We start from the raw sequence: 26,299 nt of genomic DNA on the forward strand, positions 1-26,299 counted from the left end.
AAGAAAAAGCGTATCAGAAATCTGAAAGAAAAAAAGATTTAAAAAACAAACTTGACCATCTAAAATACCGCACACATATGATAGAATCATTGCAAAAAAATATTCTTTTATGTTCATGTGGCAATCTTATGAAATGTGAATATACATAGGTACCCCTAATGACAGACTCTACAGTGAAAAATGCATCAATGATTGCAGAAGATACACTTATCGAAACGAAGTGTACTGCTTGTGGTCATATTGACAATGTTCCTAACTGGATCATTGGTGAATTGGCAGAAGAAGACAGAATCTCCAGTAAACATGGTGAAGTTGAAATAGAATGTCCTGTATGTAAAGGTCCTATGAGAAGAGTTAGGTAACTGTTATATAACACAGGGTAAAAAAATTCATACCAGATCACGCAAACATATCATAGTGTTTTGATATGAATTTTTATATACTATCTTTCTTGACGCATCCAAATTCTTAATAGATAAAAAAAAGAAAAGTAAACGGGCGTCGCTTACTTTTCCTACGTCATTCAATGAATATAGTTGTCAAAAAAATATCTAAGAGAAGAATGACTTTATAATCTTCTTTGATTACACTTTCATTTTACATATCTTTTATGAATTGAAAATGAAATTTATAGATTTTGATAACTATTTTCATATATTTTTTCATTTATGATTTAGTGTATGCAAATTATTTTCATCGATGTGCTTGAATAAAGGAAATATTTTTTAATTCAATTTCATTAAAATACTCTGACATATGATTATTCATCATTTCTGATGTCAAAGTTTCATCTGCACTATACCAACTTTTAGATTTAAAATAGTCTGCAATCTCAGGTGTTTTAAACGTACAATGATGTCTGGCATAAATTTCATTAAGTCCTAACCGTAACTGAGAATCATCTTTATTTTCTAAATCAGCTTCTGTAAGAAGTTCTGTATCACTATGAGCAAATATATATTCATCCTCATCTGTATTTTCTTCTACTGTTGTTTCTATTTTTTCATTTACAATAACTTGAAGAGCTTTTTCTTTACCTGATTCACTAGTACAAATTACTTTTGTCTTACCTGATGATAAAGCCGTAATTTTACCATTTGTATCTACGATACATATTTTTTCATTTTTCGATTGATAAGTACATTTAAGATTAGTTTGAATGGTATATTCATCTCCAATATTTAATGTAACTTTACTTTTTTCTAAATGTAATGGTTTTTCAACATGTTGACTAATAAGATTATCTGGTGAATAAGATGGTTTATTTCCTTTAAAAAATAAAATAAATCCTAACATAGCAATCACCACGACAAGTGCTATGATTCCTAAAATAATAATTTTAGTTTTTTTACGCACTTCTTTTTTATGTTTTTCTCTATTTTTAACCCTTGAACCTACTTCTTCTACTTGGATATCCTCTTGCGATATTCTTGTTCCACAAATATCACAATATTTGGCTCCTTTTGTTAGTAAACTATGACATTTTGGACATAACATAATCATCATCTCCTTACCTTTATTATAAAATAAAATATATTGATTTTCACTACCCGTTTTAGTATAATGTCAAAGACTGGTTCGAGAGCCAAACCCAGTATAAAAAACTAAGGATAAGTAATGAAGATGGCTCTATCATCTTTTTTATTTTATCTGGCTTCTAACTGTACTTTAGAAGAGGAGGACTACAAATGAATAATAAAAAGGTACAATTAATTGTAATGAATGCCATGATTGGGGCTGCTTATGCCGTTTTAACAATTTTGATTTCACCTATTGCTTATGGAGCAGTGCAAATGCGCTTAACTGAAATTATTGTTTTACTTGCATGTTACAACAAGAAATTTATTCCAGGACTTACTATTGGATGTTTGCTTGCAAACCTTGCATCTCCAATGGGATTATATGACATTTGTTTTGGAACAGCTGCAACATTGATTGCTTGTCTTGGTATGTATTATGTTAAAAATGTTTTTGCTGGAGCTTTAATTGGTGGGGTTGTCAATGGTTTAATCGTTGGTTTAGAACTTTATCTAGCTTTAGAATTACCATTTATGATTAATGCATTCTATGTTTTCATTGGTGAATTTATTGTTTTAATTATTGGAGCATTCTTATTTAAATGTTTAGAAAAAAATAAAACACTTATGGATAAATATATTTTAGAATAGTAAAAAAAGCTATAACAGCGAAATGCTTGTTATAGCTTTTATTTATGTTCTTCAATATAGTTTACTATATCGTTTACTGTTTTAAAATTCATAACGTCTTCATCAGGAATTTCAATTCCAAATTCTTCTTCAGCAGACATGATTAGTTCAACTGAATCTAATGAATCTAATTCTAGATCTTCTTTTAATTTAGCATCTAAAGTAATTTTTGATTCATCAATATCCATTGTATCTTTTAAAATTTCTTTGATTTGATCAAGTACCATTTTATTTCCTCCTTCTGTATACAGCTATTATAACAAATGCTTTTGATTTGTAAACAAAACAATTTGACAAACAACCTAAAAGTCTATATCATTTAGGAAAGTATGTTTGGGAGGTAAAATAATGATTTTAAGACCAACGAAAATCGAAGATATTTCACGTGTCATTGACATTATTAATCAAGCAAAAACTTATTTCAAAAATAATGATATTGATCAATGGCAAGATGGATATCCTAATGAAGAAACAATTGAAAAAGATATAGAAAATAATGAAGCTTATGTTTTAGAAGAAGACGGTGTTATTTTAGGAACGTGTATGGTAACGATTCATGGAGAACCTGCTTATAACCGTATTGAAGGAAAATGGATTTTAAATTGTCCTTATATATGTGTACATCGTATTGCTGTTGATAATGAATATAAAGGAAAAGGATTAGCTTCTACGATTTTAGATCAAGTAGTTGCTATGTATCCAGATTATCATAGTGTTAGAATGGATACACATCATGATAATCTTTCTATGCAAAGTTTTTTAACTAAATATGGTTTTAAATATTGTGGAGAAATCACTTTAAAAAGTGGTGCTTTAAGAAGAGCTTATGAAAAAAGAATCTAAGCTCTTTTTTATGTCCTTAATTTTCCTTCTTTAAGTAATCTTAATAATTCATCATTTTGCCTTTGTGAACCTGTATAATTATCTATTCCATTTAATTTAGCTAATTTTGTTCTATTAGCAAAAGAAGCATCTTCTTGAATAGAACGCAATGCATCTGTAAAACTATTGCCTGTATAATCAGGTGCACTTAAATATCTTATCTTTCTTTCTATGACCTGATCATTGACCCAGCCGGCATCTTGTCCTATAAGATAGGGATTTCTAGCACCTTGAACAATTCTCGTAATAATTCCAAAATGACGATATGGCATTAATGGTTGCGTAGATTCACTTGTTAAAAATACATGGTGAAATTCTACCTCATCGCCTATCTTATACCTTGTTAAATTCGTATTAGAAAAATTATTATAACCACCTTCTTCGATGATTTGTGGAAAATCTTTATAGGCATAATTTAGATCCACCATTGTATCAATTCCTAAAACATTTCCTGTAGCGCTATATTGCCACATACCATATTCTCCATCATAATTAAGTTCATCATTATATCTTGCAATCCATTTTGTATACTCATTAAAGATTGGACTTGTAAGTTTAGTTCTAAACCAAAACAATGATGCATACATTCCTACATAGTAACCTTCTTGTTCGAGTCTTTGAGCAAATGTTTGTGCAATATTCGCTATTGTTTGATTACTTTGTCTTCCTGTTGTATTATTATCTTCTAAATCATAATAAACAGGATAGGCCATTTGATAATCCTTTACGAGTCTTAATACATGTTTAGCTTCTGATAGAGCTTCTCTTTCATTGGTTGCATAAGAATATAAATAAACCCCAAAAGGGATTTTTAAACGTGTACATTCATCCGCATTTCTTTTAAAATACGGATCATCTTGACTTTCCAGATTACTTCCATACCCACATCTAATGATTGCAAAATCAATATGTTTTTTAACTTCTTGCCAATCAATCAACCCTTGAAATTTAGAAACATCAATTCCATGTTTTACCAAAATTTTTCACCTCATTATAAAATATGTCATAATGTCAAAAATGTTATTATTATCGTTGTTTATATTTACTTTTGGTTAAAAAAATAAGATAATAGCTACGGGAGGAATTATAGTTATGAAAAAGAGTTTAATCTCCATGATTTGTTTTACTTTGTTAGTATCCTTTTTTTGTTCTACAAGTCAAGTTCATGCAGTAAACTTTGAAGGACAAGAAGATAAATATATGAAACTTTGTTCTAGTAAAAGTTTATCTAATAGTAATTATAATACTTGTAAACAATTTAATTCATACTTAAAAAAGAAAAACAATCAGTTACAAAGTTCTATTGATGAATCTAAATCTAAAATTTCAGATACTCAAAGTTCATTAGATGACGTTGTTTCTAAAATTGCTGATTTAAATAACCAAATTGAACAAAAGCAACAAGAAATCAACTATTTGGAAAGTTCAATTAAATCATTAGAAGCAAGTATCACAGCTAAAGAAAACGAAGTTAAAGAACGTATGTATGCTATGCAATCATACAATAATAGTAATAGTTATATTGAATTTATTTTTGGTGCTTCAAACTTCTCTGATTTCTTTTCAAGAATTGATAGTGTCAATGAAATCACTCAATTCGATAAAGAATTAGTAGAAAAAATTGCTGATGAAAAGAAGCAAGTTGAATCTCAAAAAGCAACTATTGAAACAGTAAAAGCAAATATTGTTTCTCAACAAAACGAACAATATACTTTACAAACTCAATATGAAGATCTATTAGCTAAACAACAAAAAGATTTAGCATCTGCTGAAAGTGAACAATCTAAAATTTCTGATACTCAAAGTTCATTAGATTCATTCTTATCATCAGTCGTTGTTACTCAACAATCTTCATCAGGTAGCAGTAGTGGTTCTACAACTATTAGACCATCTACAAATGTTCCTACTACAAATAAGTATGGTTCTACAGTTGTAGCTGCTGCTTATTCTAAATTAGGTTGTCCTTATGTATGGGGAGCAAGTGGACCTAATTCATTTGACTGTTCTGGTTTAGTTATGTGGTGTTATGCACAAGCGGGTGTTTCACTTGATCACTATTCTGGATCTCAAGGTCAATCTGGAGCAATTATTCCATTAAGTCAAGCTCAACCAGGAGATATCTTATGGAAAAGTGGACATGTAGGTATTTATATTGGTAATGGTCAATATATTCATGCACCACAAACAGGTGATGTTGTTAAGATTGCATCTAATGTAAGTAGATTTACTTGTGCAGTTAGACCTTATTAGTCATGACTTAAAACCTTTAAGTTTATAAGCTTAAAGGTTTTTATTTTGTATAAAAACAACTTTTATTTACTTTTTTTAGAAAGTGATGTATAAATAATATGAGGGGGTGTTTTGTTTGAAAATTAAAAAATATTTTGTAGGATTTGTTGCATCTACAATGCTTGTATCAACATGCTATTGTATAAAACCTGTAGAAGCTATTGATTTTTCAAAAGATGAAGCAAAATATATGTCACTATGTGCAAGTGGAAAACTAACAAATAGTAATAAAAAAACATGCGAAGAATTCAACAGCTATCTCAAAGCTAAAAATAAGAAGTTAAAAAAAGATTTAGAAAATCAAAAAAGTGCTGCAGCAAGTACAACTCAAACATTAGATAGTGTACAAAAGAAACTTAATTCTTTAAATTCTGACATTTCATCTAAAGAAGCTGAAATTCAATATGTTGAAACATCTATACAAAATACCCAAGCAGATATAGATAAAGATAATCAAGAAATAAAAGATCGTATGTATGTCATGCAGTCTTATATGAATGAAAATACTTTTATCAATTATATATTTGGGGCTGATAATTTTACTGATATGTTATCTAGAATAGATAGTTTCAACACACTTACTTTAAGTGATCAAGATTTAATTGCTCAAATGTTAGAAAAGAAAAAGGAAATTGAAAATCAAAAAATTACTTTAGAAAACGCAAAAGTTGTTTTAGAAGAACAAAAGAAAGAACAAGCTGCTATTCAAGTACAATATGAAACATTATTAGAAGAACAAAGAAAACAAATTGCTGCAACTGAAGTTGATGCAAATGTTGCTGCAAGTCGTAGTGAAGCAATTGATGCCTCATTAACAGAATTCTATGAACAATCTAAAAAAGACGATGTAGGTCATGTCAGTCAGATTCCTACACCAAAACCATCTAACAGTAACAACAATAATCAAACTTCAAATTCAAATAATAATAACAATACAGGTAATAATTCAAACAATAATTCGAATAATAATACAACTAACAATGGTTCTCAACCATCTCAAGATAGTACAACATTAGGAATAAGTATTGCTAACTATGCTTTATCTAAACAAGGTAAACGCTACTATTGGGGAGCAAGTGGACCAAATTATTTTGATTGTTCTGGACTTGTTTACTGGGCACATAATCAAGCAGGCGTAAAAATAGGTAGAACAACTGCTGCTGGATATGCTGGTAGTGGTAAAGCTGTTTCTTATAGTAATTTACAAATTGGTGATGTCATTACTTTCAATTATGGAAGTGGTGTCGCTCATATTGGAATTTATATTGGTAATGGTAATATGGTTCATGCCTCTGGTAAAGGATCTGGGACAGTGGGTCAATATCCTGATCAGTGTGTTAAAGTAACATCAGTTGCTCCAGGAAGTTATTTCTATCGTCATATTTATAATTGTCGTAGATTATACTAAAATAGGATGCGCTACATTTTGTAGCACACCCTATTTTTTATTTTAAAAATGTTTTGTAGTCTTCATAATTTTTCTTTAATAATTCAGGAGTATTTAAATGATATGGACAATGTTGTTTACATTTACCACAATTTAAGCATTCTTCAATTTTTTTCATCTCTGCTTGCCAATGATCATTAAGCCAACTTGCTGCTGGTGCTCTTCTTAACATTAAAGACATTCTAGCACATTGATTGATTTGAATTCCTTTAGGACAAGGCATACAATAACCACATCCTCTACAGAAATCTCCTGCTAATTCTTTTCGATCATGAGCAATTAAATCTTGAATTTCTTGAGTAAGTTCTGGTGCTTTTGTTTGATATGAAATAAATTCATCCAATTCACTCTCTTTTTGAATTCCCCAAATTGGTAAAACATTATCAAACTGTGCTAAATATGCATAAGCAGCATCCGAACGGTTAATAAGTCCACCTGATAAAGCTTTCATACAAATAAACCCAATATTGTTTTCTTTACATTTATTCACTAAATCAATATCTTTTTGATCTGCTAAATAACTAAATGGGAATTGAATTGTATCATATAACCCACTTTCACAAGCTTCTATAGCTACTGGTAAACGATGATTCGTTAAACCTATAAAATGTATTTTTCCTTGAGCTTTTGCTTCTAACATTGCTTCATATAAACCTGTACCATCTCCTGGTTTAGGGCAAAATGAAGGATTATGAAATTGATAAATATCAATATAATCTGTTTTTAAATTATTTAAACTTGTTTCTAAGTCTTTCCAAAAACCTTCTACTGTAGTAGATCCTGTCTTCGTTGCAATATAAATGTCTTTTCTAACATCGCTTAATGCATTTCCTAGCTTTTCTTCACTATCACTATACCATCTTGCACTATCAAAAAAACGAATTCCTTGATCATATGCCTTTCTTAAAATTGTTATTGCATCTTCTCCAGTTACTCGTTGAATTGGTAATGCCCCAAACCCATTACGATTCACTGTAATTCCTGTTCTTCCTAATGTAACTTTTTCCATTCCTTTTTCCTCTTTTTCTAATCTTAACTTAAATATTCCCCAATTCCATTTACAATTCCTTGAACAATTTTATTTTGATAATCCTCACTTGAAAGCAATCGATCTTCTCCTGGATTTGATAAAAATCCCATTTCTACAATAGTAACAGGCACTTTTGACCAATTTAAACCTGTCATATTATCAACAATTGAAACTCCTCTATTTCTAGAACCTGTTGCCTTACAAATATTATTCACAATACTTTTTGAAAGTGATTGTGATTGGCTTGCAATACTTGCACAATATCTATTAGAAGTTGAAGGCGCAAGTGTCAACGTTCCTGTAGAAGAAGATGATTCACTTGAATCACAATGTAAACGAATAAATGCATCTGCATTTGCCTCATTTGCCATTTGAGCTCTTTGAGCATTAGATAAATCGACATTTTGTGATGTACGACACATAACCACAGTATAACCTTGATTTGATAAAGCTTCTTGTAATTTAAGTGCCACTTCTAAGTTGATTTGTGATTCTGTTTTCCCTGTTACACATCCTATTGCCCCTGTTGTCACTTTTGCTTTCATTGTCGATGAACCTGGCCCATTAGGTTCTAATGAACTATTTCCTCGTGCTTGATGTCCTGCATCAATACAAATCACTTTTCCTCCGCCATGATAAATCTTAGCTGCTGATAATTCTTGTTTAGGTTTTTCTTTTACATGTACAGTTATTTCTTTTTCTGCTTGATTTCCTGAACTATCTTTCGCAAATACTTTTATTTGATAATCCCCTGCTTTATTTATATCTAATGAAGATAAATCATATTGTAAATCAATATTGCTTAAATCTGTTGTTTTGATTTCTTGATTAAAATCATAATTTTCTGTTCCTTCTTCAAATGAAACTTCATTTATTTCATTAAAAACAGGCGCTGTAGTATCTTTAACAATCACTTTCTTTTTTAGTTTTTGATCTTGATATTTAATATTTATTGTATAGTTTCCAATTGCTGGATAATCTTTTTGATCTTCATTTTTTAGATTGTCTGTTATTTTTGTTTCTTTTTTTATTTCTTTCAACTTATCTTTATCTATGTCTTTTGTTTGAATGAGATCATCAAATGAATAATGAACTGTATTTCCATATTCTACAATAATCTCTTTTTTATTTTTTAAAGATAATTCCATTTTTTCTGCTCGTGTAAGATAATAAATACCTCCCACCATCACCGCGATAACAATCCCAATAACTCCTATAAACTTCTTTTTCATATTCCCTTTTTCTCCTTAAAACTATTATACAAAAAAAAGAGAAGAATGGAAGTTCTTCTCTATAAACCTTTGACATGAATACGTGTAATTGCACGTTGCAAAGCTGCTTGTGCTCTTAACATATCGATTTCATTGTTTTGTATTTTAAGTCTTTCTTCAGCTCTTCTTTTTGCCTCTTGTGCTCTTTCTAAATCAATTTCTTCTTGTGATTCAATTGCATTAGCAATTAAAGTTGTTTCTGTTTCATTTACATAAATGAAACCACCTGCGACAGAAAAATATGTTCTTTTTCCATCAATAATATAATTCATTTGAGACACTTTCACACCACTTGCTAGTGGAATATGATGAGCTAAAATACCTATTTGTCCAGCAGTTGTATCAAGATTTATCTGATCAATTTCCACTTCTTGGTAAATACCTTGAGGTGTAATGATTTTTAGCTTAAATTTAGTCATTTTCGATTTGTTTAGCCTTTTCTACAGCTTCTTGAATAGTACCAACATTATGGAATGCTTGTTCAGGTAATTGATCCCATTTACCTTCAAGAATTTCTTTAAATCCTTGAACAGTATCTTCTACACGGACATATTTTCCATCTAAACCAGTAAATTGACTAGCTACTGTAAATGGTTGTGATAAGAAGTTACGTACACGTCTTGCACGTGCAACGATTAATTTATCTTCATCACCTAATTCATCCATCCCAAGAATTGCGATGATATCTTGTAATTCTTGATAACGTTGTAAGATTTGTTGAACACCATGAGCTACTTCATAATGATCCTTACCTACAACTAATGGATCTAAGGCTCTTGATGAAGAGTTAAGTGGATCTACTGCAGGGTAAATACCTAAAGCAGCGATTGAACGATCCAAGACGATTTTAGCATCCAAGTGAGCAAATGTTGTTGCTGGTGCAGGGTCAGTTAAGTCATCTGCTGGTACATAGACCGCTTGTACTGATGTAATTGATCCTTTTTTAGTTGATGTAATACGTTCTTGTAAAGCACCCATTTCAGTTGCTAGAGTTGGTTGATATCCTGCTTGTGATGGTACACGCCCAAGTAAGGCAGAAACTTCTGAACCTGCTTGTGTGAAACGGAAGATGTTATCAATGAATAATAACACGTCTTGACCTTGTCCATCACGGAATTGTTCAGCCATTGTTAAACCAGTTAAGGCAACACGTAAACGTGCTCCTGGTGGTTCGTTCATTTGTCCAAAGACAAGTGATGTTTTAGATAAAACGCCACTTTCTTTCATTTCATAGTATAAATCGTTACCTTCACGGCTACGTTCTCCAACACCGGCGAATACTGATAAACCACCATGTTGTGTTGCGATATTGTTAATAAATTCTTGGATCAATACTGTTTTACCTACTCCGGCACCACCGAATAACCCAATTTTACCACCTTTGATAAAAGGACAAATTAAGTCTACAACTTTAATTCCTGTTTCAAAGATTTCTGTAGTTGTCATTTGTTCTGCATAAGTTGGCGCAGATCTGTGGATAGGCATACGTGGAACATCATTTCCTAATTCACCTTTACCGTCAATTGGTTCACCTAAAACATTGAACATACGTCCTAATGTATCATTTCCTACTGGAACTGAAATTGGGTGACCTGTATCAACAGCATCCATTCCTCTTACTACCCCATCAGTTGGTCCCATGGCGATACATCTTACTGCATCATCTCCAATGTGTTGAGCAACTTCTACGACTAATTCTTCTTCACCATTTTGAATACGAATTGCTGTATTTAATCGAGGTAATTTATCTTCGCTAGCAAATGCAATATCAATAACTGGCCCACGGGCACTAATTATTTTCCCAATATTTGCCATATTGACCTCCTTATTGCGCATTAGCTCCAGCAACAATTTCACTAACTTCATTAGTAATTGCTGTTTGACGAGCTTGATTGTATTTTAATAATAATTGTTCTGTTAATTCTTCTGCGTTATCTGTAGCATTTTCCATTGAAGTTCTACGTGACGCATTTTCACTTGTCACACTTTCAACAAGATAGCCATAAACGACAGCTTGTAAATACATTGGTATTAAACTATCTAAAACTTCTTCAGGACTTGGTTCAAAAATAGTGAATTTATTGGTAATTTCAATATTTTCAAACTCATTTGTATCAATTGGTAAAAGTGTTACTGTACGTGGTTTAAATGTTAAGTTATTAACAAATTCAGTATAAATGATTTTTATACTTCCCACTTCTTTATTAATATAAAGATCTGTGACACTTTTTACTAATTTAGTCACTTCATCAAAAGCTAATGTTGAATTTAATGAAGCAAAATCAGTATTGATTGGTCCTTGATGCGTTCTACGGAAATAATTTGTTCCTTTACTTCCAATTGAGTAAACATAATCTTCATCTTTAATTTGTTGACTAATTTCTTTAAAGACATTGGCATTATATCCACCACATAATCCTAAACTTGAAGAAATAACAATATAAACATCTTTATCTACTTTATTTTCAGCGAGATAGGCAGAATCTTTTAACCCTTTATTAGAAGCTAAAATTTCTGCACATGTTTGTCTAACACCTTGATAATAAGGTTTTAATTCATCAAGTTGATTTCTTGTTTTACGAAGTTTAGATGTCGCAACTAATTCCATTGCTTTTGTAATCTTTTTAGTAGATTCAACGGATTTAATACGACGCTTAATTTCTTGCATTGATCCAGGCATTAGTTAGCCCCTTGTGTTTTTAAGAATTGATCAACATAAGCGCCTGTTGCTTCTTTCATCTTCGCTTCTAATTCATTTGAAATCACTTTTTGAGTTTCTATTTCAGTAATAAATTCAGGATGAGACATTTGAATATTTTCTACTAAACCATCCATAAATTCTTTTACTTTTTCTACAGCTATTTGTTTTGTATAACCATATTTTAATGCAAATAAAGTAATGACTTGTGTTGGCACACTACGTGGTGAGTATTGTGCTTGTTTTAATACTTCACGTACTTTTGCCCCATGATCTAATGTTGCTTTAGTAGCAGCATCTAAGTCAGAACCAAATTGCGCGAAAGCTTGCATTTCTGCATATTGAGCAAGTTCAAGTTTTAATGAACCAGATACTTGTTTCATCGCTTTAATTTGTGCAGTAGAACCTACACGTGATACAGATAATCCTGTATCTACAGCTGGTCTAAATCCAGAGTTGAACAATTCTTGTTGTAAGAAGATTTGTCCATCAGTAATTGAAATAACGTTTGTTGGAATATATGCTGAAATATCCCCAGCTTGTGTTTCAATGATTGGTAAAGCAGTAATTGATCCTCCACCATTTTCTTCATTTAAACGGCAAGCACGTTCAAGTAATCTTGAATGTAAATAGAAGACATCCCCTGGATAAGCTTCACGTCCTGGTGGTCTTTTTAATAATAACGACATTGTACGATAAGCTACCGCATGTTTAGATAAATCATCATAAACAATTAAAACATCTTTTCCTTCATCTAACCAATGTTCAGCAATTGCACATCCAGCATATGGTGCAATATATTGAATTGGTGCAAGTTCACTCGCTCCGGCAGAAACAACACATGTATAATCCATTGCTCCACCTTGACGTAATTTTTCAACAACTTGTGCAACCGTTGAATTCTTTTGTCCAATAGCAACATAAACACAATAAATGTTTTGTCCTTTTTGGTTTAAAATTGTATCAATAGCAATTGCAGTTTTACCTGTTTGACGGTCACCGATAATTAACTCACGTTGACCTCTACCGATAGGAATGATAGCATCAATTGATGTAATACCAGTTTGTAATGGTTGATCAACTGATTTTCTTGTCATTACACCACTAGCAACACGTTCGATTGGTTTAGTTTTACCAGTATTGATTTCACCTTGCCCATCGATTGCTTGTCCTAATGGATTAACAACTCTTCCTAACATTTCATCCCCGACAGGGACTTCAATAATTCTTCCAGTACGTTTAACTTCGTCTCCTTCTTTAATCGTACTTTCAGATCCAAGTAGTACGGCTCCTACACTATCTTCATCTAAGTTCATGACCATTCCGTAAACATCATTTGGGAAAAGTAATAATTCACCTAACATGGCATTATCTAACCCATGAATAACACTTACACCATCACCAACAGTCACGACTGTTCCGACATCTTTTTGTTCAATGATATCGTCATAATGCTTAATTTGTTCTTTAATTAAAGCACTAATTTCATTTGGTCTAAGCCCCACTATTTCCACCTACTTTCTTAATAGTTCTTTTTTAAGCATTTCTACTTTATTTTTAATTGTTCCATCATAAATACGGTTAGCAATTTGAACTTTAATACCACCTAATAATGATGGATCAATAGATACTTTTAAAGTAACCTTTTTGTTTTCTTTTTGACTGATTGCTTTTTCTATATCTTGAATTTGTTGATCAGTTAATTCATAAGGTGTATAGATCATACCTTCTTCTATACCTAAATATTGATTTGATAAATTAATATAAGATTTAACAATATCATCAATATAACGAATTCTTCTTGATTGCACTAATAGTTTTAAGAAATTTAAAACATATTGATCAACATTCCCTTTAAATGATTGATCCAATAATTGAATCTTTTTATCATTTTCAATAAGAACGTGATTAAAGAATTGAACAATTTGAGGATCACTATCTAGAACCTCACCAACTAATTTGATGTCATCAAGATATTGAGTGACTTTATTTTCTTCTTTCGCTAAATCAAATAAAGATTCAGCATATCTATCGCCAACAACACTCATTAGTTAACCACATCATCAACAAATTCTTCTACTAATCCTTTGTTGATTTCTTCATTCATTTCTTTGTTCATCACTTTAGTTGCAACCTCAATAGCAACATCCACAATTTCTTGTTTCATATCTGCTTGAGCTTGTTTCTTTTCTGTTTCAATTTCTTTTTGTGCTTGTTCAATTTTAGCTCTTGCTTCTTCGTTTGCTTGGTCAATAATTTGTTGTTTCACTTTTTGACCATCATCTTTTGCTTGATCAAGAATTTCACGATATTTGCTGGCAGCTTCACGTGCTTCTTTTTCAGCTGTTTCTAAATTTGTAGAAGCTTTTTCGTTCATTTCTTTTGCCTCATTGATTGTAGATTCTATGTAATCTGCTCTTTTAGCAAAATATTCCATGACATTTTTCCATAAAAACTTCTTAAAAATAAGTAACAAAACTCCTGTAGATAATAATTGAACAATCAGTGTTGTAAGATTAGGGAATAATTTTCCTGCTATATCTGGCATCTTTATTCCTCCTTTGTCAGATTTTCAATTATTAATATACGAATAATAAGATTAAAGAAACTAATAAACCATAGATGGCAACTGTTTCTGATAAGGCAATCCCTAAGATCATCATAGTACGGATTTTACCTTCAGCTTCTGGGTTTCTACCAACAGCTTCTACAGCTTTACTAGCAGCAATCCCTTCACCAATCCCTGTTCCTAAACCTGCACATACAGCAAGACCTGCTGCAATAGCAATTAAACCTTTTACCATAATTTTTTTCCTCCTAAAAAATAGTTCATTTTTCATTTATATCTTAACTAGCAAGCTAGTAAAGAACTTAATCTGGATTTTCCATCATTATCAAGATAGATGATAATGTAACGAATACCAATGTTTGAATGCATCCCGCAAAGACATCAAAATAACAATGTAGCCAAGGAGCAATCACTGGTCCTAAAAAGTTAAAGTTGATCAATAACCCTGAAATGTAACCTGTTAATTGATAAACTAAATACATAAGGATCGATCCACTTAAAATATTCCCAAATAAACGCATTGATAACGAAATCAATGGCGAAAGAATACTTAATAAGTTTGTTGGTGGCCATACAGCACCCCAAATGTAAGATAATAATCCTTGTTTTTTGATTGCATTAAACTGAATTAAACAGAATGTAATTGTTGTTAATGCAAGAGTAATAGAATAATTTGAAGTTGGTGCTTCAAATCCTAATAATCCACTTAAGTTAGCAATGACCAAATATGCAAAGAGCATTGCAAAGTATGGATAATAGTTCTTTTCAAATTTCTTTGGCATGATACTTTTTAAATAGTCGTAAATCATTTTAACACCTGTTTCAACAACTAAAACAACACCTTTAGGTCTTGCTGTTGGATCAGCAGTTGCAAATTTTTTTCCGGCATAAATAAAGAAAATAGCCATCACCACCATAATAATCAATGAAAAGATTAATTCTACCTGTAAAGAATCTAAGAAGTTACTCACCCTTTCACCCCCTTCATTTGATAACTTACAATATATATGGTTATTTTAATGACCATATATCCAAAAAGAACACCTATCAGATTAAACCATTTTGGAATAAAAATAGCAATTAAAAAACCAATCGCATAAATTGCAAGTTTGACTATATTTAATAAGATAATTAAACTTGTAGATCTTTTTAAGTTCAATATCATATCAGACGTGATAATAATAACATAAAAAATTGCAAGATTAAATAAATATCCAAGCAAAAAACCTAGCGAATAACTGAAAGATTTCATCATCAAACCAATAATTGAAAAAACGATAAAACCTATCAAAAAAATAAAAAATGATTTCTTAAAAACTAACTTTTCATTCATGATTTTCCACCTTTTAATAATGTTCTCATCACTTCTATAAACGCTAAAACAAGAAATACTAGCGTCAGAAGAGGTTTGGTTAGTAATATACTATCCAAATATAAACCCAATATGACGCCAGCTATTAAAGTTCCAAATATTTTACCTGATAACGTCAATGCATAAAGCAAATCTTTAAAAAGCTTCTCTTTATTATTCATTTGTTCCAAACAAACGATCTCCAGCATCTCCAAGTCCAGGAACAATATAACCATGCTCATTTAATTTTTCATCTAATGCTGCAAGTGTAATATCAACATCAGGATGTGCTTCTTGAATCGCTTTAACTCCTTCTGGTGCTCCTACTAAACAAACAAGTTTGATTTTTCTTGCTCCTCTTTGTTTAATATTTTCAATTGCCATATTAGCACTTCCACCAGTTGCTAGCATTGGATCTAAAACAATGACTAAAGCATCTTCTAGACCTTTTGGAAATTTAGCATAATATTCACGTGGAATTAAAGTTTCTTCATCTCTTTCCATTCCAATATGTCCAACTTTAGCTGTTGGAATAATATCTCTAAAACCATCAACTAAACCAATTCCTGCACGTAAAATAGGTGCAAGAATAATTTGTTGATCCATTTCTTTCCCCACCATTGGACAAACAGGTGTTTCAATTGCTTTATCTTTTAATGAAACATTGCGTGTTACTTCAAATGCCATAAGTTTAGCAATTTCATCTAAGTTTTGTTTAAAAATATAAGTTGATGTATTTTTATCACGCATAATTGTTAATTTATGTTGAATTAAAGCATGATCTAATATTGTTACTGACATATTTGCCTCCTAGATATATTTAATATTTGAATACATTGTGACCTTTTCAGTAAGTTTTGCTACTCGTTTTAAACATTCTTCTTTAATTTCGTCTGTTTCTTCATTTTTTAAACGATAAGCAATAATTCTAGCAACTTCTTCAAAATCTTCTTCTTTGAATCCTTTTGTTGTCATTGCTGGTGTTCCAATACGAATTCCTGAAGCTTTGAATGGTTTTTCTGTATCAAAAGGAATTGCATTTTTATTAGCTGTAATATTGATTTCATCAAGTAAACGTTGTGCTTTTTTACCAGAAATACCACAACTTGCTTTAACATCAACAAGTAATAAGTGGTTATCTGTTCCTCCAGCAACCAATCTGAACCCTTCTTCTTTAAAGACTTTTTCCATTGCTTTAGCATTTTTGATAATTTGTTTTGCATAGTCTTTAAATTCTGGTTGTTGTACTTCATAAAAACATTGTGCTTTAGCAGCGATAATATGCATTAATGGTCCACCTTGCATACCTGGGAAAACTGCACGATCAATATCTGCAGCAAATTCTTTTTTACACATGATGACACCACCACGAGGCCCTCTTAATGTTTTATGTGTTGTTGTTGTCACAATGTCAGCATATGGAAATGGTGATGGATGAACACCAGCAGCTACAAGTCCAGCGATATGAGCCATATCTACCATAAATAATGCGCCATTATCATGAGCAACTTTAGCCATAAATTCAAAATCAATAATTCTACTATAAGCACTTGCTCCAGCAACAACGAGTTTTGGTTTAATTTCTTCTACTTGTTTTTTATAAGCTTCATAATCAATTGTTTCTGTTTCTTTTGAAACACCATAGCTATAAAATTCATAGTTAATTCCTGAAAAGTTCAATGGATGTCCATGTGTTAAATGTCCTCCATCAGCAAGTGACATTCCTAACACTTTATCTCCATGTTGTAATAAAGCTAAATAAACTGCAGTATTTGCTTGTGCCCCACTATGTGGTTGAACATTAGCATGTTCTGCCCCATAGATTTCACAAATTCTTTGTCTTGCAAGTTCTTCAACTTCATCAACAAATTGACATCCCCCATAATATCTTTTTGCTGGATATCCTTCAGCATATTTATTTGTAAGAACTGATCCAGCTAATTGTAATACTTCTTCAGAAACAAAGTTTTCTGAAGCAATCAATTCAATGTTATTTCTTTGTCTATTTAACTCTCTTTCAACACTTTCAAATAATTGTGTATCTTTCATAATTTATTACTCCTTTTCTAAAGCCATCATTTTTTGAATTCTTGCATCATGTCTTCCGCCTTCATATTCGCTTTCAAGCCATGCATGTAAGATTTCTAAAGCTAAGCCTTCCCCTATAACACGTTGCCCCATTGCTAACATGTTTGAATCATTATGTTGACGTGTTGCTTTTGCACTAAATACATCATGACATAATGAACAACGAATTCCGTTTACTTTATTGGCAGTAATGCTGACACCAATTCCAGTTCCACATACGACAACCCCCTTGTCGCACGTTCCATCAGCAACAGCTTTTGCTGCTTTAGAAGCATAATCTGGGTAATCACAGCTTTCTTCTGTGTATGTACCAAAATCTACAACTTCATAACCATTTTTTTCTAAATCTTCTTTTAATACATTTTTTAATCTGAGACCACCATGGTCACATGCCATTGCAATTTTCACTTCAATACCTCCCTGATTTTTTCTTCACTAATACAACCTTGACGTAATATTGTTACATCATCATCAATTTTTACCACTGTACTTGCTAGAGAATTTTGACATTTTCCTTTGACAATCATCTTTAGTTTCCCATTAAATTCATGATACACATCTAAATCATTTAAAAGTGTCTCTTGACCTGAAATATTAGCGCTTGTTACTAACATTGGCCCTACTCTTTTCAATAATTCTAATACAAATGGATCATCAGGTATTCTTATACCTATCGTTTCTAATCCCGCTGTAAAATCATCTGATAAAATTGATTTCTTTTTTAAAACAAGAGTTATCATTCCCGGCATAAATTCATCAATCAATTTTTGAGCATTTGTATTTACATAAGCATATTTTTCTATATCTTGAGAATCATAGATCATCAAAGATACTGCTTTACTATGACTTCTATGTTTAATTTCATAGATTTTTTCAAGTGCCGAAAGATTTCCAAACTTCACACCTAAGCCAAAAACAGTCTCGGTAGGAAAAGCCACAACCTCATCTTGTTTTAATAATTCAACAACCTCGTTTATGTTCTTTTTTTCTACCAAAACTGTTTCCATGATTCCACCTCATTTTGTGATATTATACTATTTTATTATTTAAAATGATACCCTTATCCCTGGATATTTATCTCTTTCAATAGAATATTTAGCATATTTCTTAACGATTTTCCCACTATTTCTTTAATTTTCCCTAAACAAGCAAAAACCAACCTATTTTATATAAAATAACAGTGAAATCTCTATACAAATAAAATTTAAAAAAAGATATTTCACTACCGACACACAGAAAATAAAAAATCTGAGATCATATCTTAAAAACACATTTCGCGTTCTCAGTTTAATATAGAGATTTTACTTGTGTTTAGAAAGGAGGCATTTAAAAAGCAACTCTGTTTAATGAGAGTTGTTTTTTATTTAAACCAAAAATGAACAAAAAAAGTAATCACCTATGCTGACAAGTTTGTGATTACTTTTTAATAAATTTTGAAATAAACCATCATAGCAATGAATCTATTTGATAGCTCTTTTCATATATATTACATTTTATTTCATCTTTAAAGACAATTCTATTTTTGATTATCTTTTAACCTATATTTTCTATTTGTGTTTGTACCAATAGCTTCAATTGTTTTCATTTCTGATAATATTTTTCTTGTTCTAGCAGAACTAAGATTTAGATATTCAGCAATAGCATTTGTTTTGGATTCACCATTTTCTTTAAGATAATTTTCAATTTTTACCATGTTTTCTATTGTTTTATTTCTAATCTTACTTCCTTCGCTTGTTTTCTTCGCTTGTTTTCTTCGCTTGTTTTCTTCGCTTGTTTTCTTCGCCGTTTTTTCTTTGTTTGTTTTATCTACAAATTCAAGTGTTAAGATAGTTCGATCAGGATCAAATCTTTCTTCAATAACAGGTTCTTTCCATCCTTGATCTTCCCATGTATTGAAGATATTAGGAACACCACTTCCAGAACGTTCACCTATGTTTACAAGATTAAACATTTTCATAAGAGTTTTATTACGCGGATCAGATTCTCCACCTTTTCGCATTTGTTCCTTTCCAGTTCTAATATATCCAGGATTTTCGAAAATAATTTGATTTTGATCTTTTTTAATAACAACCCCTCTTGTCCCATAGTAATCTGCATTAATCAAACAATTAGCCAATGCTTCACGAAGTGCTTTATGGACAGGTGTATCATCTATCCTGTCCCCTCCTTTCATCGAAAAAGGAACCTTAACATCTTTAATGATTTTATTATAGACTCTAAAATAAAAGTCACATATATTTCCAGACCATTCACCTGAACTTGATTGTAAACGATCAGTCCAACGAATAGATGGATCTAAAACTTCTCGATAATCTAAAAAATAATCTGGAAAATGACGTACAATATTATACTCATCTCCAAACATCAGCATTCCTGCTGCTGTAGGATGTAATTGATGATCTTCTTTTGAAATAGCTGCTGCACCAATGCTTCTTAAATATTCATCATTATTTAATCTTTCAAAGGGATGTCCTGCATTTAATACTTGATGTCTATTTCGATAACCTTGGATTGTTTCATAGTTTAAATCTCCTAATGGAACATCATCTAACACTTCCATATCCATTGTTTTTTCTGCTTGGTCACGTAACATTGTTTTAACTTGCAAACGTGTACAATGATAATCACCATCATGATTTCTTCTATATGTTCCATAAAATAAATTATTATTAATATAGACAGGTTTTTCTTCCCTTCTTGCCATTGGAACATGAATCACAATAATTTGATCATCTTCTTTTTTATAAGCTTCTACATCATCATCTCTTAATAAATTAATACTTACTTTTTGTCTATTATTAATATCATTCCAAAATTGTTTAATTAATTTTTGACAACTGTCAGCATCTAATCCTGAAGTAGACCATGTTCCATCTTTATTTTCTATTACCCCTAGAATAATAACTCCACCATATCCATTTGAAAAAGCAGAATACGTTTCCCAAATAGAGTTTGGTAAACCATTTTTAGCACTTTTTACTTCTCTTCGATTATCTTCTTTATATGAATCAAATTCACTCAAATCAAATAGTTTTTCCACAAAGATTATTCCTTTCTTTTTATTATATATAATATATGTTCATATATTGTATAAATTATACTATTTTCACTTCTAAAAAAATAGCTTATTTTAGCAAAAATAAAAAGGCACTGATCACTCAGAACCTTCATTATTTTTTAAATACAACCAACTTACTTAAAATATAATTTAAGATAACAACAATCACATTGACAACAACTTTAGCAACAACATCATTAACAATATTAAAATTCACTAAGAACCACATTAACACCATATCCATGATTCCTGTTGCCAACCTAGAGCCAAAAAAAGAAATCGCTTCTTTAATAATTTGATTATTTTTACTATCAAAAACATACTTTCTATTTGTAACATATGCAAATAAAACAGACAAAAACCATGCTACAGCATTCGAAAATAAATAGTTCATATGTATAATATTTGAAAATAAATAATAGCAACAATATTTACAGCTGTTGTTAATGTTCCAAAGATAAGATACATAATGATTTCTTTAAGCGATTATCTTTATAATGGAAGCAAGAGCTGTAATAAACACTATAAATCTAACAGTATCCATTTTAATAATCATCCCAATTTTCTTAGGTATACTTCTAACAATTCTGATATTACGAAATGAATCAATCATTTCATTTGTCATATCCATTAAACCTTTTGCACAATAAGGAATCAATAAAACAAAATATGTAATAGTATATTGAGATTTAGCTTCCCAAAATAAATGAAATAAAAATCCACCAATAAAAATAGTTGGTAACAATAATCTATGTAATTTCATATGTCTTCCAGTAAAGTAAATATAAGCTAATGTTCCTAATAAAATAACCGTTTCATAGACATTATATATTTGATACCATAACTCACTTTGAATATAAAAACTACTATGCCTCGTTACCCAAGTTCCTTGAAAGTCAGGATTACACCATTGTGAAACTGTCTTTCGATATAAAAAGTTAATAAATTCTCCAGGGTGTGTTATGTAATAAGATAACGTATTACCTAAATCGCTTTTTGCTTGTGAATTTGCTACATCATAATCTCCGTTATTATTTTCATATACGCTCCAATTGTAGCCGTTATACCATCCTGGCGCTACATCACTATCTTGTAATCCCATTTCTACATATGCTATCATCGGTATACCTTTACCAAGTTCAATACCTGTAATATTTTTGATAATTGTATTAGGAATCATTGAAGATGCAAAATAGGCAGGTACAAATAAAATCAATAAAATAATAGATGTATATTTTTTATTTAAAATAATATCAAATAAAATAAAGATAACCATTGCAACAAAAACAATCATATAATTAGATTTAAACATCATTGCAAAAATAATTGAAACAATCGATAAAACTATATATTTTATTTTACTTGTTTCAAAATATTGGTATCCCGCTAATATCGCAAGTAATGAAAAAGTATGTCCAAAGATATTCCCATATACAAAAGCAACATAAAATGTTAAAGGAAAAAATATAAATAATAAAATAAGTGTCCAGTTTTTTAACTCATCATTATGAAAACTAATTTGTGATATTTTGCATAAACAATAATAACTAACTAATAACCCTATAATATTAAGTACTTGAAATGCTTGATAATTATTTTCTCCAAAGATAAATGATAAATAATAAAGAATAACAACAATTCCCGCTTGATTAGAACACTTTCCTACATATCCCATTGGTGTAAAATAACTATAATTGCCATTCTTTAATCCAGCTGCTGCTTCTAAAATAGATGCTTGATCAGCTACAGGAACAAAATCAAATTTGAAAATCATAAAAATACCAACAATCAATAATATCAAGCTTAATATAATAAATATTTTATTAAAATAATAAGTATCCTGTGTTCTATAATGTTTTCTAACAAAATAAACAAAAAACAATACTATAATAAACCATAATAATAAATAAAATGGTTTATCAGCTACGATTGTTGTATGCTCATCCCAACTTAAATAAGCATTATTAAATAAACATAACAATGTAAGTAATAATGTGATAGCAGCAAAAAATCCTAATACAACATTTTTACCTAATTTCTTTAATTTTGAATCAAACACATAATCACCTTCAATTTAAATTATTGTACTTCCGAAACAAACAGCTATATAACTTGAATAACAAATAACGAATAATAAAATATAGATCCCTATCATTGATAACTCTATATATCTTGATTTTATTTGTATTTTATTTTCAATAAATTCACTAAAATATTCATAACCAATACTCATAAATAAAGCAATCGGAATTAAAATAGACATAATATACCTTCCTTGAGGTTGATAATCTATAGAATAAGAATATTTTATTGATAAAATAATTGGAATCAAAACACATAAAATTAAACATATTATAAAATAATTTTCAAATTTAAATTTGAATTGATATTTTCTTTTTAAAGCAATAAGCATCATAATCATACCAAACAAAATTATTATTAAATATAAACAAAAACGTTTTCCACTAATCATATATTGCATATATCCTGTGGTACAAATAAAACTTTTTATAGTTGTTATTATCCAATTTGTATCAAAAATCATAGAAAACACACTAATTCCTTGATTTTGATAAGTATCTCTTTGTGATAATTGATAACCTGGCATTGCATATTTTTCACCACAATCGTACATAGAATTCATTCCTAAAAAATCTCCATTATGGATCATTGCATTTCTAATAAAAAACCATCCGCCAACAACTAAGGCAGCAATTGCTATTATAAATCCTTTTTTTAAAAACTCATTAAATGTAAAATGTAATTTATAACTACTCATACAATATACAATAATACTACATAATATAAATCCATAAGCATTATAATAGGTTAATGCACATAATCCTATAGCAACACCTAAAAAAATACACCATTTACAATTCCAATTTGTTTTTATTCCTTTAATCCAACCATAAACAATAAGTGCTGTTGCAAATATTGAAAACGAATCATTATTTAAATAAAGAGATAAGTACATGAATTGTGGTAATAGTGAAACAAAAATAGCAAAAAGATATATTGTCATCTTATGATTAAATATTTCTTCACCAATTTTACAACATACAAAAAACGTAAGTGCCCCCGCAAGAACACTTGTTAGTCTTGCCGCAATCAATAAATGTACTGGAGTAGTTGTAAAGATAGAAGCTATTTTCATAAAGAAAAAACTAATTATTGAAGGAAGATAAGGTGTAAATCCATAAGAAAATCCCCATATTGCATTTAATATTTCTTTTTCATCACCTTTAGGTAAATATGAATGATTGTAAATAAATAAGGGGATATCATATCTCATATATTCATCTGGTGCTACATTCATACATAATTTTGTTGAACAATAAAATAAAAATAGAAAGAGAATCAATGTTCCTATAATATAAAATTTATTCTTATTTATCATTTGTTTTAATTGCGCCATTATTAATGTTCCTTTTTTAAATAAGTTATTGTTATATAAAAATAGCTGCTTATAAAAAGCAGATATTTTTATTATTTACTTGGATATTCAATACTAAATCCCCTAAAAATTCCATTTCTATTTTCGTTACAGCAATCAAACATATATTTATATCCTGCATCGTCTGTATAATGGAATCTACCATCTGTCTCTTGTTCAGGATCTCCAAAAAGTTTTCTAACTTGTGCATATTTTACTTTATTGTTTAAAGCTAATGTTCCTTCACTTGTTTCTACTTCAATACCTTTTGCTGCTTTATCATATTCTTCTTCAGCATATTCATCGTATTTAACTTCAATAAATGTTACAGATGCTTCAGCAACACTAATTGTTTTTTTAGTTGGATTTTCATATCTTAAATAGAAATGAGCTTCATCTCCACTATCTAATTCAACATTTAAATAGGCAGCCATTGATGAAATACCATTACCTTCTAATTCAACATCTTCTACTTTATCACCTGTATCATTTAATGTAACAGTTCCTACTTGTGATAAGTAATTTGCATATTCACCAACTGTTTCAGGAATAGCAATTTTTTTATCGTCCATTGTAAAATATTTAATCATACCATCAAATTCTTGAAAATCACTTACATCTTTGATTTTAGTACTGCTTGATGTAGTTGTCTTTTTAGATGTTGTTTTTTTATCACTCGAATCATTACTACATCCTACTAATGACATCGATAAAACAAATGTCATTAATACAGCCATTATTTTCTTTATCATAATTGTTCCTCCACGAAATTTTCATTTCTTTTCTTTATTACTATATAACAAATTACAATTATCTACAAATCTTTTTTTCTTAAGAACAAGCTTTCATAGTCTGAAACAATCTTTGTCCAACTATAAGCATTTTTAATTCTATCTTTAGCAGCTTTTCCTAAAGTATCAATATAATCTTGATCAAATGTTTCAACATGTTCTATAAGATGTTTTAAATTATTCTTTTCTTTACCCCAATAAATACATGAATCTAAACCTACTTCTTGATTAAAACCAACATTTAATAAAAGATTTAAAGAAGTAGAGCCTAAAGCTTCTAATAAAGATGGATTTGTTCCCCCTACTTCGTGACCATGTAAATAAGCAAAAGCATTCTTTCTTACACTTTTTAATAAAGCATCGTCATAAATTGTACCTACAAATTTAACTCTTTGATCATTTTCAAAATGATACTTGTTATTTAAAATATGATACAACTTACTTTCTTGATATCCAGTAACAATCACTAAATCTTTTTTTGTATTTGAACTCATGAATTCTCTAATCATTGTTTCATAATTATTTTCAGGAACAAAACGTCCAACAATTAAATAATATTCATTTTTTGAAACCTCATGTTCCTTAGCCCATACTTCAAATTTTTCTTCATCACTGTTATCAACAACATCTGCTCCATAAGCGATAAATGTTGTTTGGGGTTGATACTTTTTGTAATCTTCTTGAATATACTTTTCAATATTTTGTGAATCACAAACGACATAATCTGCATTTTTAATCATCAATCTTTCAGATAATTTCCAATATTGTCTAATAAACCAATTCCATTTAGCTCTTTTAAATTCATGACCGTCAGGATTAACAAAAACTTGAATATTTTTAGTATGAAACATTTTAACATATTTCTTTAAAAATGGACCAATACGACAAGCTAAAATATAAACAATCCCCTCTTCAATGTTATGATCAACAACATATTGATAAACTGCTTTTAAAGCTGCAATATCATAATAAACTGCTTTTGCTGGTCCAATATTAGGCACTTGTACTTTAAAACATCTTGATTGATTATGTTCAAATTCTTCTTCATGATCAGACAAACAAGCTACATGATACTTAATATCATCACTGACCTTATACTTTGTTAAATATTCGACAAAGGTTTCAAAGCCACCATAATTAGCAGGTATTCCTTTACTCCCTATAATAAATACATTTTTCATA

General features: G+C 30.1%; 30 protein-coding genes and 1 riboswitch. Of the genes, 5 read left to right on the forward strand and 25 right to left on the reverse strand.

What is annotated here, in order from left to right:
• Positions 1 to 158 precede the first annotated feature (158 nt).
• The gene (locus LJD34_RS07700) at positions 159 to 362 is read left to right on the forward strand and encodes a hypothetical protein (RefSeq protein ID WP_147580461.1); all 204 of its coding nucleotides are present in this window, start codon (positions 159 to 161) and stop codon (positions 360 to 362) included.
• 331 nt (positions 363 to 693) lie between these two features.
• Here LJD34_RS07700 and LJD34_RS07705 read toward each other — a convergent pair whose 3' ends face one another.
• On the reverse strand, positions 694 to 1,497 hold the full coding sequence (locus LJD34_RS07705; RefSeq protein ID WP_227359574.1) for a YARHG domain-containing protein: 804 nt from the start codon (positions 1,495 to 1,497) through the stop codon (positions 694 to 696).
• Between the two features lie 70 nt (positions 1,498 to 1,567).
• Positions 1,568 to 1,614: riboswitch (PreQ1 riboswitch) on the forward strand.
• A gap of 74 nt (positions 1,615 to 1,688) precedes the next feature.
• On the opposite strand from LJD34_RS07705, the gene LJD34_RS07710 reads away from it, so the two are divergent.
• Positions 1,689 to 2,168, forward strand: a complete 480-nt coding sequence (locus tag LJD34_RS07710; RefSeq protein WP_147580459.1) for a QueT transporter family protein — start codon at positions 1,689 to 1,691, stop codon at positions 2,166 to 2,168.
• Between the two features lie 38 nt (positions 2,169 to 2,206).
• On the opposite strand, the gene acpP is transcribed toward LJD34_RS07710, so the two are convergent.
• On the reverse strand, positions 2,207 to 2,434 hold the full coding sequence (gene acpP, locus LJD34_RS07715; RefSeq protein WP_022001955.1) for an acyl carrier protein: 228 nt from the start codon (positions 2,432 to 2,434) through the stop codon (positions 2,207 to 2,209).
• Positions 2,435 to 2,555: 121 nt separating this feature from the next.
• On the opposite strand from acpP, the gene LJD34_RS07720 reads away from it, so the two are divergent.
• Positions 2,556 to 3,050, forward strand: a complete 495-nt coding sequence (locus LJD34_RS07720; RefSeq protein WP_022001954.1) for a GNAT family N-acetyltransferase — start codon at positions 2,556 to 2,558, stop codon at positions 3,048 to 3,050.
• Positions 3,051 to 3,058: 8 nt separating this feature from the next.
• Here LJD34_RS07720 and LJD34_RS07725 read toward each other — a convergent pair whose 3' ends face one another.
• Positions 3,059 to 4,066 (reverse strand): glycoside hydrolase family 25 protein, encoded by a 1,008-nt coding sequence (locus LJD34_RS07725; protein ID WP_022001953.1) that lies wholly within the window; start codon positions 4,064 to 4,066, stop codon positions 3,059 to 3,061.
• Between the two features lie 115 nt (positions 4,067 to 4,181).
• Between LJD34_RS07725 and LJD34_RS07730 the strand changes: the two genes are divergently transcribed.
• Positions 4,182 to 5,339, forward strand: coding sequence for an NlpC/P60 family protein (locus tag LJD34_RS07730; RefSeq protein ID WP_032090878.1), 1,158 nt, complete (start codon positions 4,182 to 4,184; stop codon positions 5,337 to 5,339).
• A gap of 106 nt (positions 5,340 to 5,445) precedes the next feature.
• The gene (locus LJD34_RS07735; RefSeq protein WP_227359575.1) at positions 5,446 to 6,786 is read left to right on the forward strand and encodes an NlpC/P60 family protein; all 1,341 of its coding nucleotides are present in this window, start codon (positions 5,446 to 5,448) and stop codon (positions 6,784 to 6,786) included.
• A 37-nt stretch (positions 6,787 to 6,823) separates the two neighbouring features.
• Here LJD34_RS07735 and LJD34_RS07740 read toward each other — a convergent pair whose 3' ends face one another.
• The 22 genes from LJD34_RS07740 to cps2T all read right to left on the reverse strand — a co-directional run bounded on the left by LJD34_RS07740 (position 6,824) and on the right by cps2T (position 26,298).
• A complete protein-coding gene (locus tag LJD34_RS07740) occupies positions 6,824 to 7,834 on the reverse strand; it encodes an aldo/keto reductase (protein WP_227359576.1) in 1,011 nt (336 codons plus the stop codon).
• Between the two features lie 23 nt (positions 7,835 to 7,857).
• Entirely contained in the window at positions 7,858 to 9,087 is a 1,230-nt protein-coding gene (locus tag LJD34_RS07745) for an N-acetylmuramoyl-L-alanine amidase (RefSeq protein ID WP_227359577.1), read from the reverse strand.
• 59 nt (positions 9,088 to 9,146) lie between these two features.
• A complete protein-coding gene (gene atpC / locus LJD34_RS07750) occupies positions 9,147 to 9,545 on the reverse strand; it encodes an ATP synthase F1 subunit epsilon (RefSeq protein ID WP_032090880.1) in 399 nt (132 codons plus the stop codon).
• Positions 9,538 to 10,941 carry a F0F1 ATP synthase subunit beta gene (gene atpD, locus LJD34_RS07755; RefSeq protein ID WP_022001947.1) on the reverse strand — a complete coding sequence of 468 codons (1,404 nt, stop codon included), beginning with the start codon at positions 10,939 to 10,941 and terminating at the stop codon, positions 9,538 to 9,540. The genes atpC and atpD overlap by 8 nt, the downstream gene beginning before the upstream one ends.
• 10 nt (positions 10,942 to 10,951) lie before the next feature.
• Positions 10,952 to 11,806, reverse strand: coding sequence for an ATP synthase F1 subunit gamma (gene atpG / locus LJD34_RS07760; protein WP_032090881.1), 855 nt, complete (start codon positions 11,804 to 11,806; stop codon positions 10,952 to 10,954).
• Positions 11,806 to 13,329, reverse strand: a complete 1,524-nt coding sequence (gene atpA, locus LJD34_RS07765; RefSeq protein WP_117782701.1) for a F0F1 ATP synthase subunit alpha — start codon at positions 13,327 to 13,329, stop codon at positions 11,806 to 11,808. The genes atpG and atpA overlap by 1 nt, the downstream gene beginning before the upstream one ends.
• 9 nt (positions 13,330 to 13,338) lie before the next feature.
• Positions 13,339 to 13,872 carry a F0F1 ATP synthase subunit delta gene (locus LJD34_RS07770; RefSeq protein ID WP_117851323.1) on the reverse strand — a complete coding sequence of 178 codons (534 nt, stop codon included), beginning with the start codon at positions 13,870 to 13,872 and terminating at the stop codon, positions 13,339 to 13,341.
• Entirely contained in the window at positions 13,872 to 14,372 is a 501-nt protein-coding gene (gene atpF, locus LJD34_RS07775; protein ID WP_117828582.1) for a F0F1 ATP synthase subunit B, read from the reverse strand. The genes LJD34_RS07770 and atpF overlap by 1 nt, the downstream gene beginning before the upstream one ends.
• Positions 14,373 to 14,403: 31 nt before the next feature.
• Positions 14,404 to 14,628 carry an ATP synthase F0 subunit C gene (gene atpE, locus LJD34_RS07780; RefSeq protein ID WP_022001942.1) on the reverse strand — a complete coding sequence of 75 codons (225 nt, stop codon included), beginning with the start codon at positions 14,626 to 14,628 and terminating at the stop codon, positions 14,404 to 14,406.
• Between the two features lie 67 nt (positions 14,629 to 14,695).
• Positions 14,696 to 15,364 carry a F0F1 ATP synthase subunit A gene (locus LJD34_RS07785; protein WP_022001941.1) on the reverse strand — a complete coding sequence of 223 codons (669 nt, stop codon included), beginning with the start codon at positions 15,362 to 15,364 and terminating at the stop codon, positions 14,696 to 14,698.
• Entirely contained in the window at positions 15,361 to 15,726 is a 366-nt protein-coding gene (locus LJD34_RS07790) for an ATP synthase subunit I (RefSeq protein ID WP_147580455.1), read from the reverse strand. The genes LJD34_RS07785 and LJD34_RS07790 overlap by 4 nt, the downstream gene beginning before the upstream one ends.
• Positions 15,723 to 15,935: a hypothetical protein gene (locus LJD34_RS07795; RefSeq protein ID WP_032090885.1), complete on the reverse strand. Its 213-nt coding sequence runs from the start codon at positions 15,933 to 15,935 to the stop codon at positions 15,723 to 15,725. The genes LJD34_RS07790 and LJD34_RS07795 overlap by 4 nt, the downstream gene beginning before the upstream one ends.
• Complete coding sequence (upp, locus tag LJD34_RS07800) at positions 15,919 to 16,545, reverse strand: uracil phosphoribosyltransferase (RefSeq protein WP_032090886.1); 627 nt, start codon at positions 16,543 to 16,545, stop codon at positions 15,919 to 15,921. The genes LJD34_RS07795 and upp overlap by 17 nt, the downstream gene beginning before the upstream one ends.
• Before the next feature lie 9 nt (positions 16,546 to 16,554).
• On the reverse strand, positions 16,555 to 17,793 hold the full coding sequence (gene glyA, locus LJD34_RS07805; RefSeq protein ID WP_032090887.1) for a serine hydroxymethyltransferase: 1,239 nt from the start codon (positions 17,791 to 17,793) through the stop codon (positions 16,555 to 16,557).
• Between the two features lie 6 nt (positions 17,794 to 17,799).
• Positions 17,800 to 18,240, reverse strand: a complete 441-nt coding sequence (rpiB, locus tag LJD34_RS07810; RefSeq protein WP_032090888.1) for a ribose 5-phosphate isomerase B — start codon at positions 18,238 to 18,240, stop codon at positions 17,800 to 17,802.
• Positions 18,237 to 18,839, reverse strand: a complete 603-nt coding sequence (locus LJD34_RS07815; protein ID WP_032090889.1) for an L-threonylcarbamoyladenylate synthase — start codon at positions 18,837 to 18,839, stop codon at positions 18,237 to 18,239. The genes rpiB and LJD34_RS07815 overlap by 4 nt, the downstream gene beginning before the upstream one ends.
• Positions 18,840 to 19,348: 509 nt before the next feature.
• Positions 19,349 to 20,872: an ATP-binding protein gene (locus LJD34_RS07820; protein ID WP_227359578.1), complete on the reverse strand. Its 1,524-nt coding sequence runs from the start codon at positions 20,870 to 20,872 to the stop codon at positions 19,349 to 19,351.
• Between the two features lie 130 nt (positions 20,873 to 21,002).
• Positions 21,003 to 21,338, reverse strand: a complete 336-nt coding sequence (locus LJD34_RS07825; RefSeq protein WP_227359586.1) for a GtrA family protein — start codon at positions 21,336 to 21,338, stop codon at positions 21,003 to 21,005.
• A 30-nt stretch (positions 21,339 to 21,368) separates the two neighbouring features.
• Positions 21,369 to 22,949, reverse strand: coding sequence for a hypothetical protein (locus LJD34_RS07830; RefSeq protein ID WP_227359579.1), 1,581 nt, complete (start codon positions 22,947 to 22,949; stop codon positions 21,369 to 21,371).
• Between the two features lie 15 nt (positions 22,950 to 22,964).
• A complete protein-coding gene (locus tag LJD34_RS07835; protein WP_227359580.1) occupies positions 22,965 to 24,308 on the reverse strand; it encodes an ArnT family glycosyltransferase in 1,344 nt (447 codons plus the stop codon).
• A gap of 71 nt (positions 24,309 to 24,379) precedes the next feature.
• Positions 24,380 to 25,078 carry a hypothetical protein gene (locus tag LJD34_RS07840; RefSeq protein ID WP_032090892.1) on the reverse strand — a complete coding sequence of 233 codons (699 nt, stop codon included), beginning with the start codon at positions 25,076 to 25,078 and terminating at the stop codon, positions 24,380 to 24,382.
• Between the two features lie 62 nt (positions 25,079 to 25,140).
• Positions 25,141 to 26,298: a beta 1-4 rhamnosyltransferase Cps2T gene (gene cps2T / locus LJD34_RS07845; protein ID WP_227359581.1), complete on the reverse strand. Its 1,158-nt coding sequence runs from the start codon at positions 26,296 to 26,298 to the stop codon at positions 25,141 to 25,143.
• Between the last annotated feature and the right edge of the window lies 1 nt (position 26,299).

This window comes from Faecalibacillus sp. MSK20_93 (genome assembly GCF_020589945.1).
Taxonomy (GTDB): Bacteria; Bacillota_I; Bacilli_A; order Erysipelotrichales; family Coprobacillaceae; genus Faecalibacillus; species Faecalibacillus intestinalis.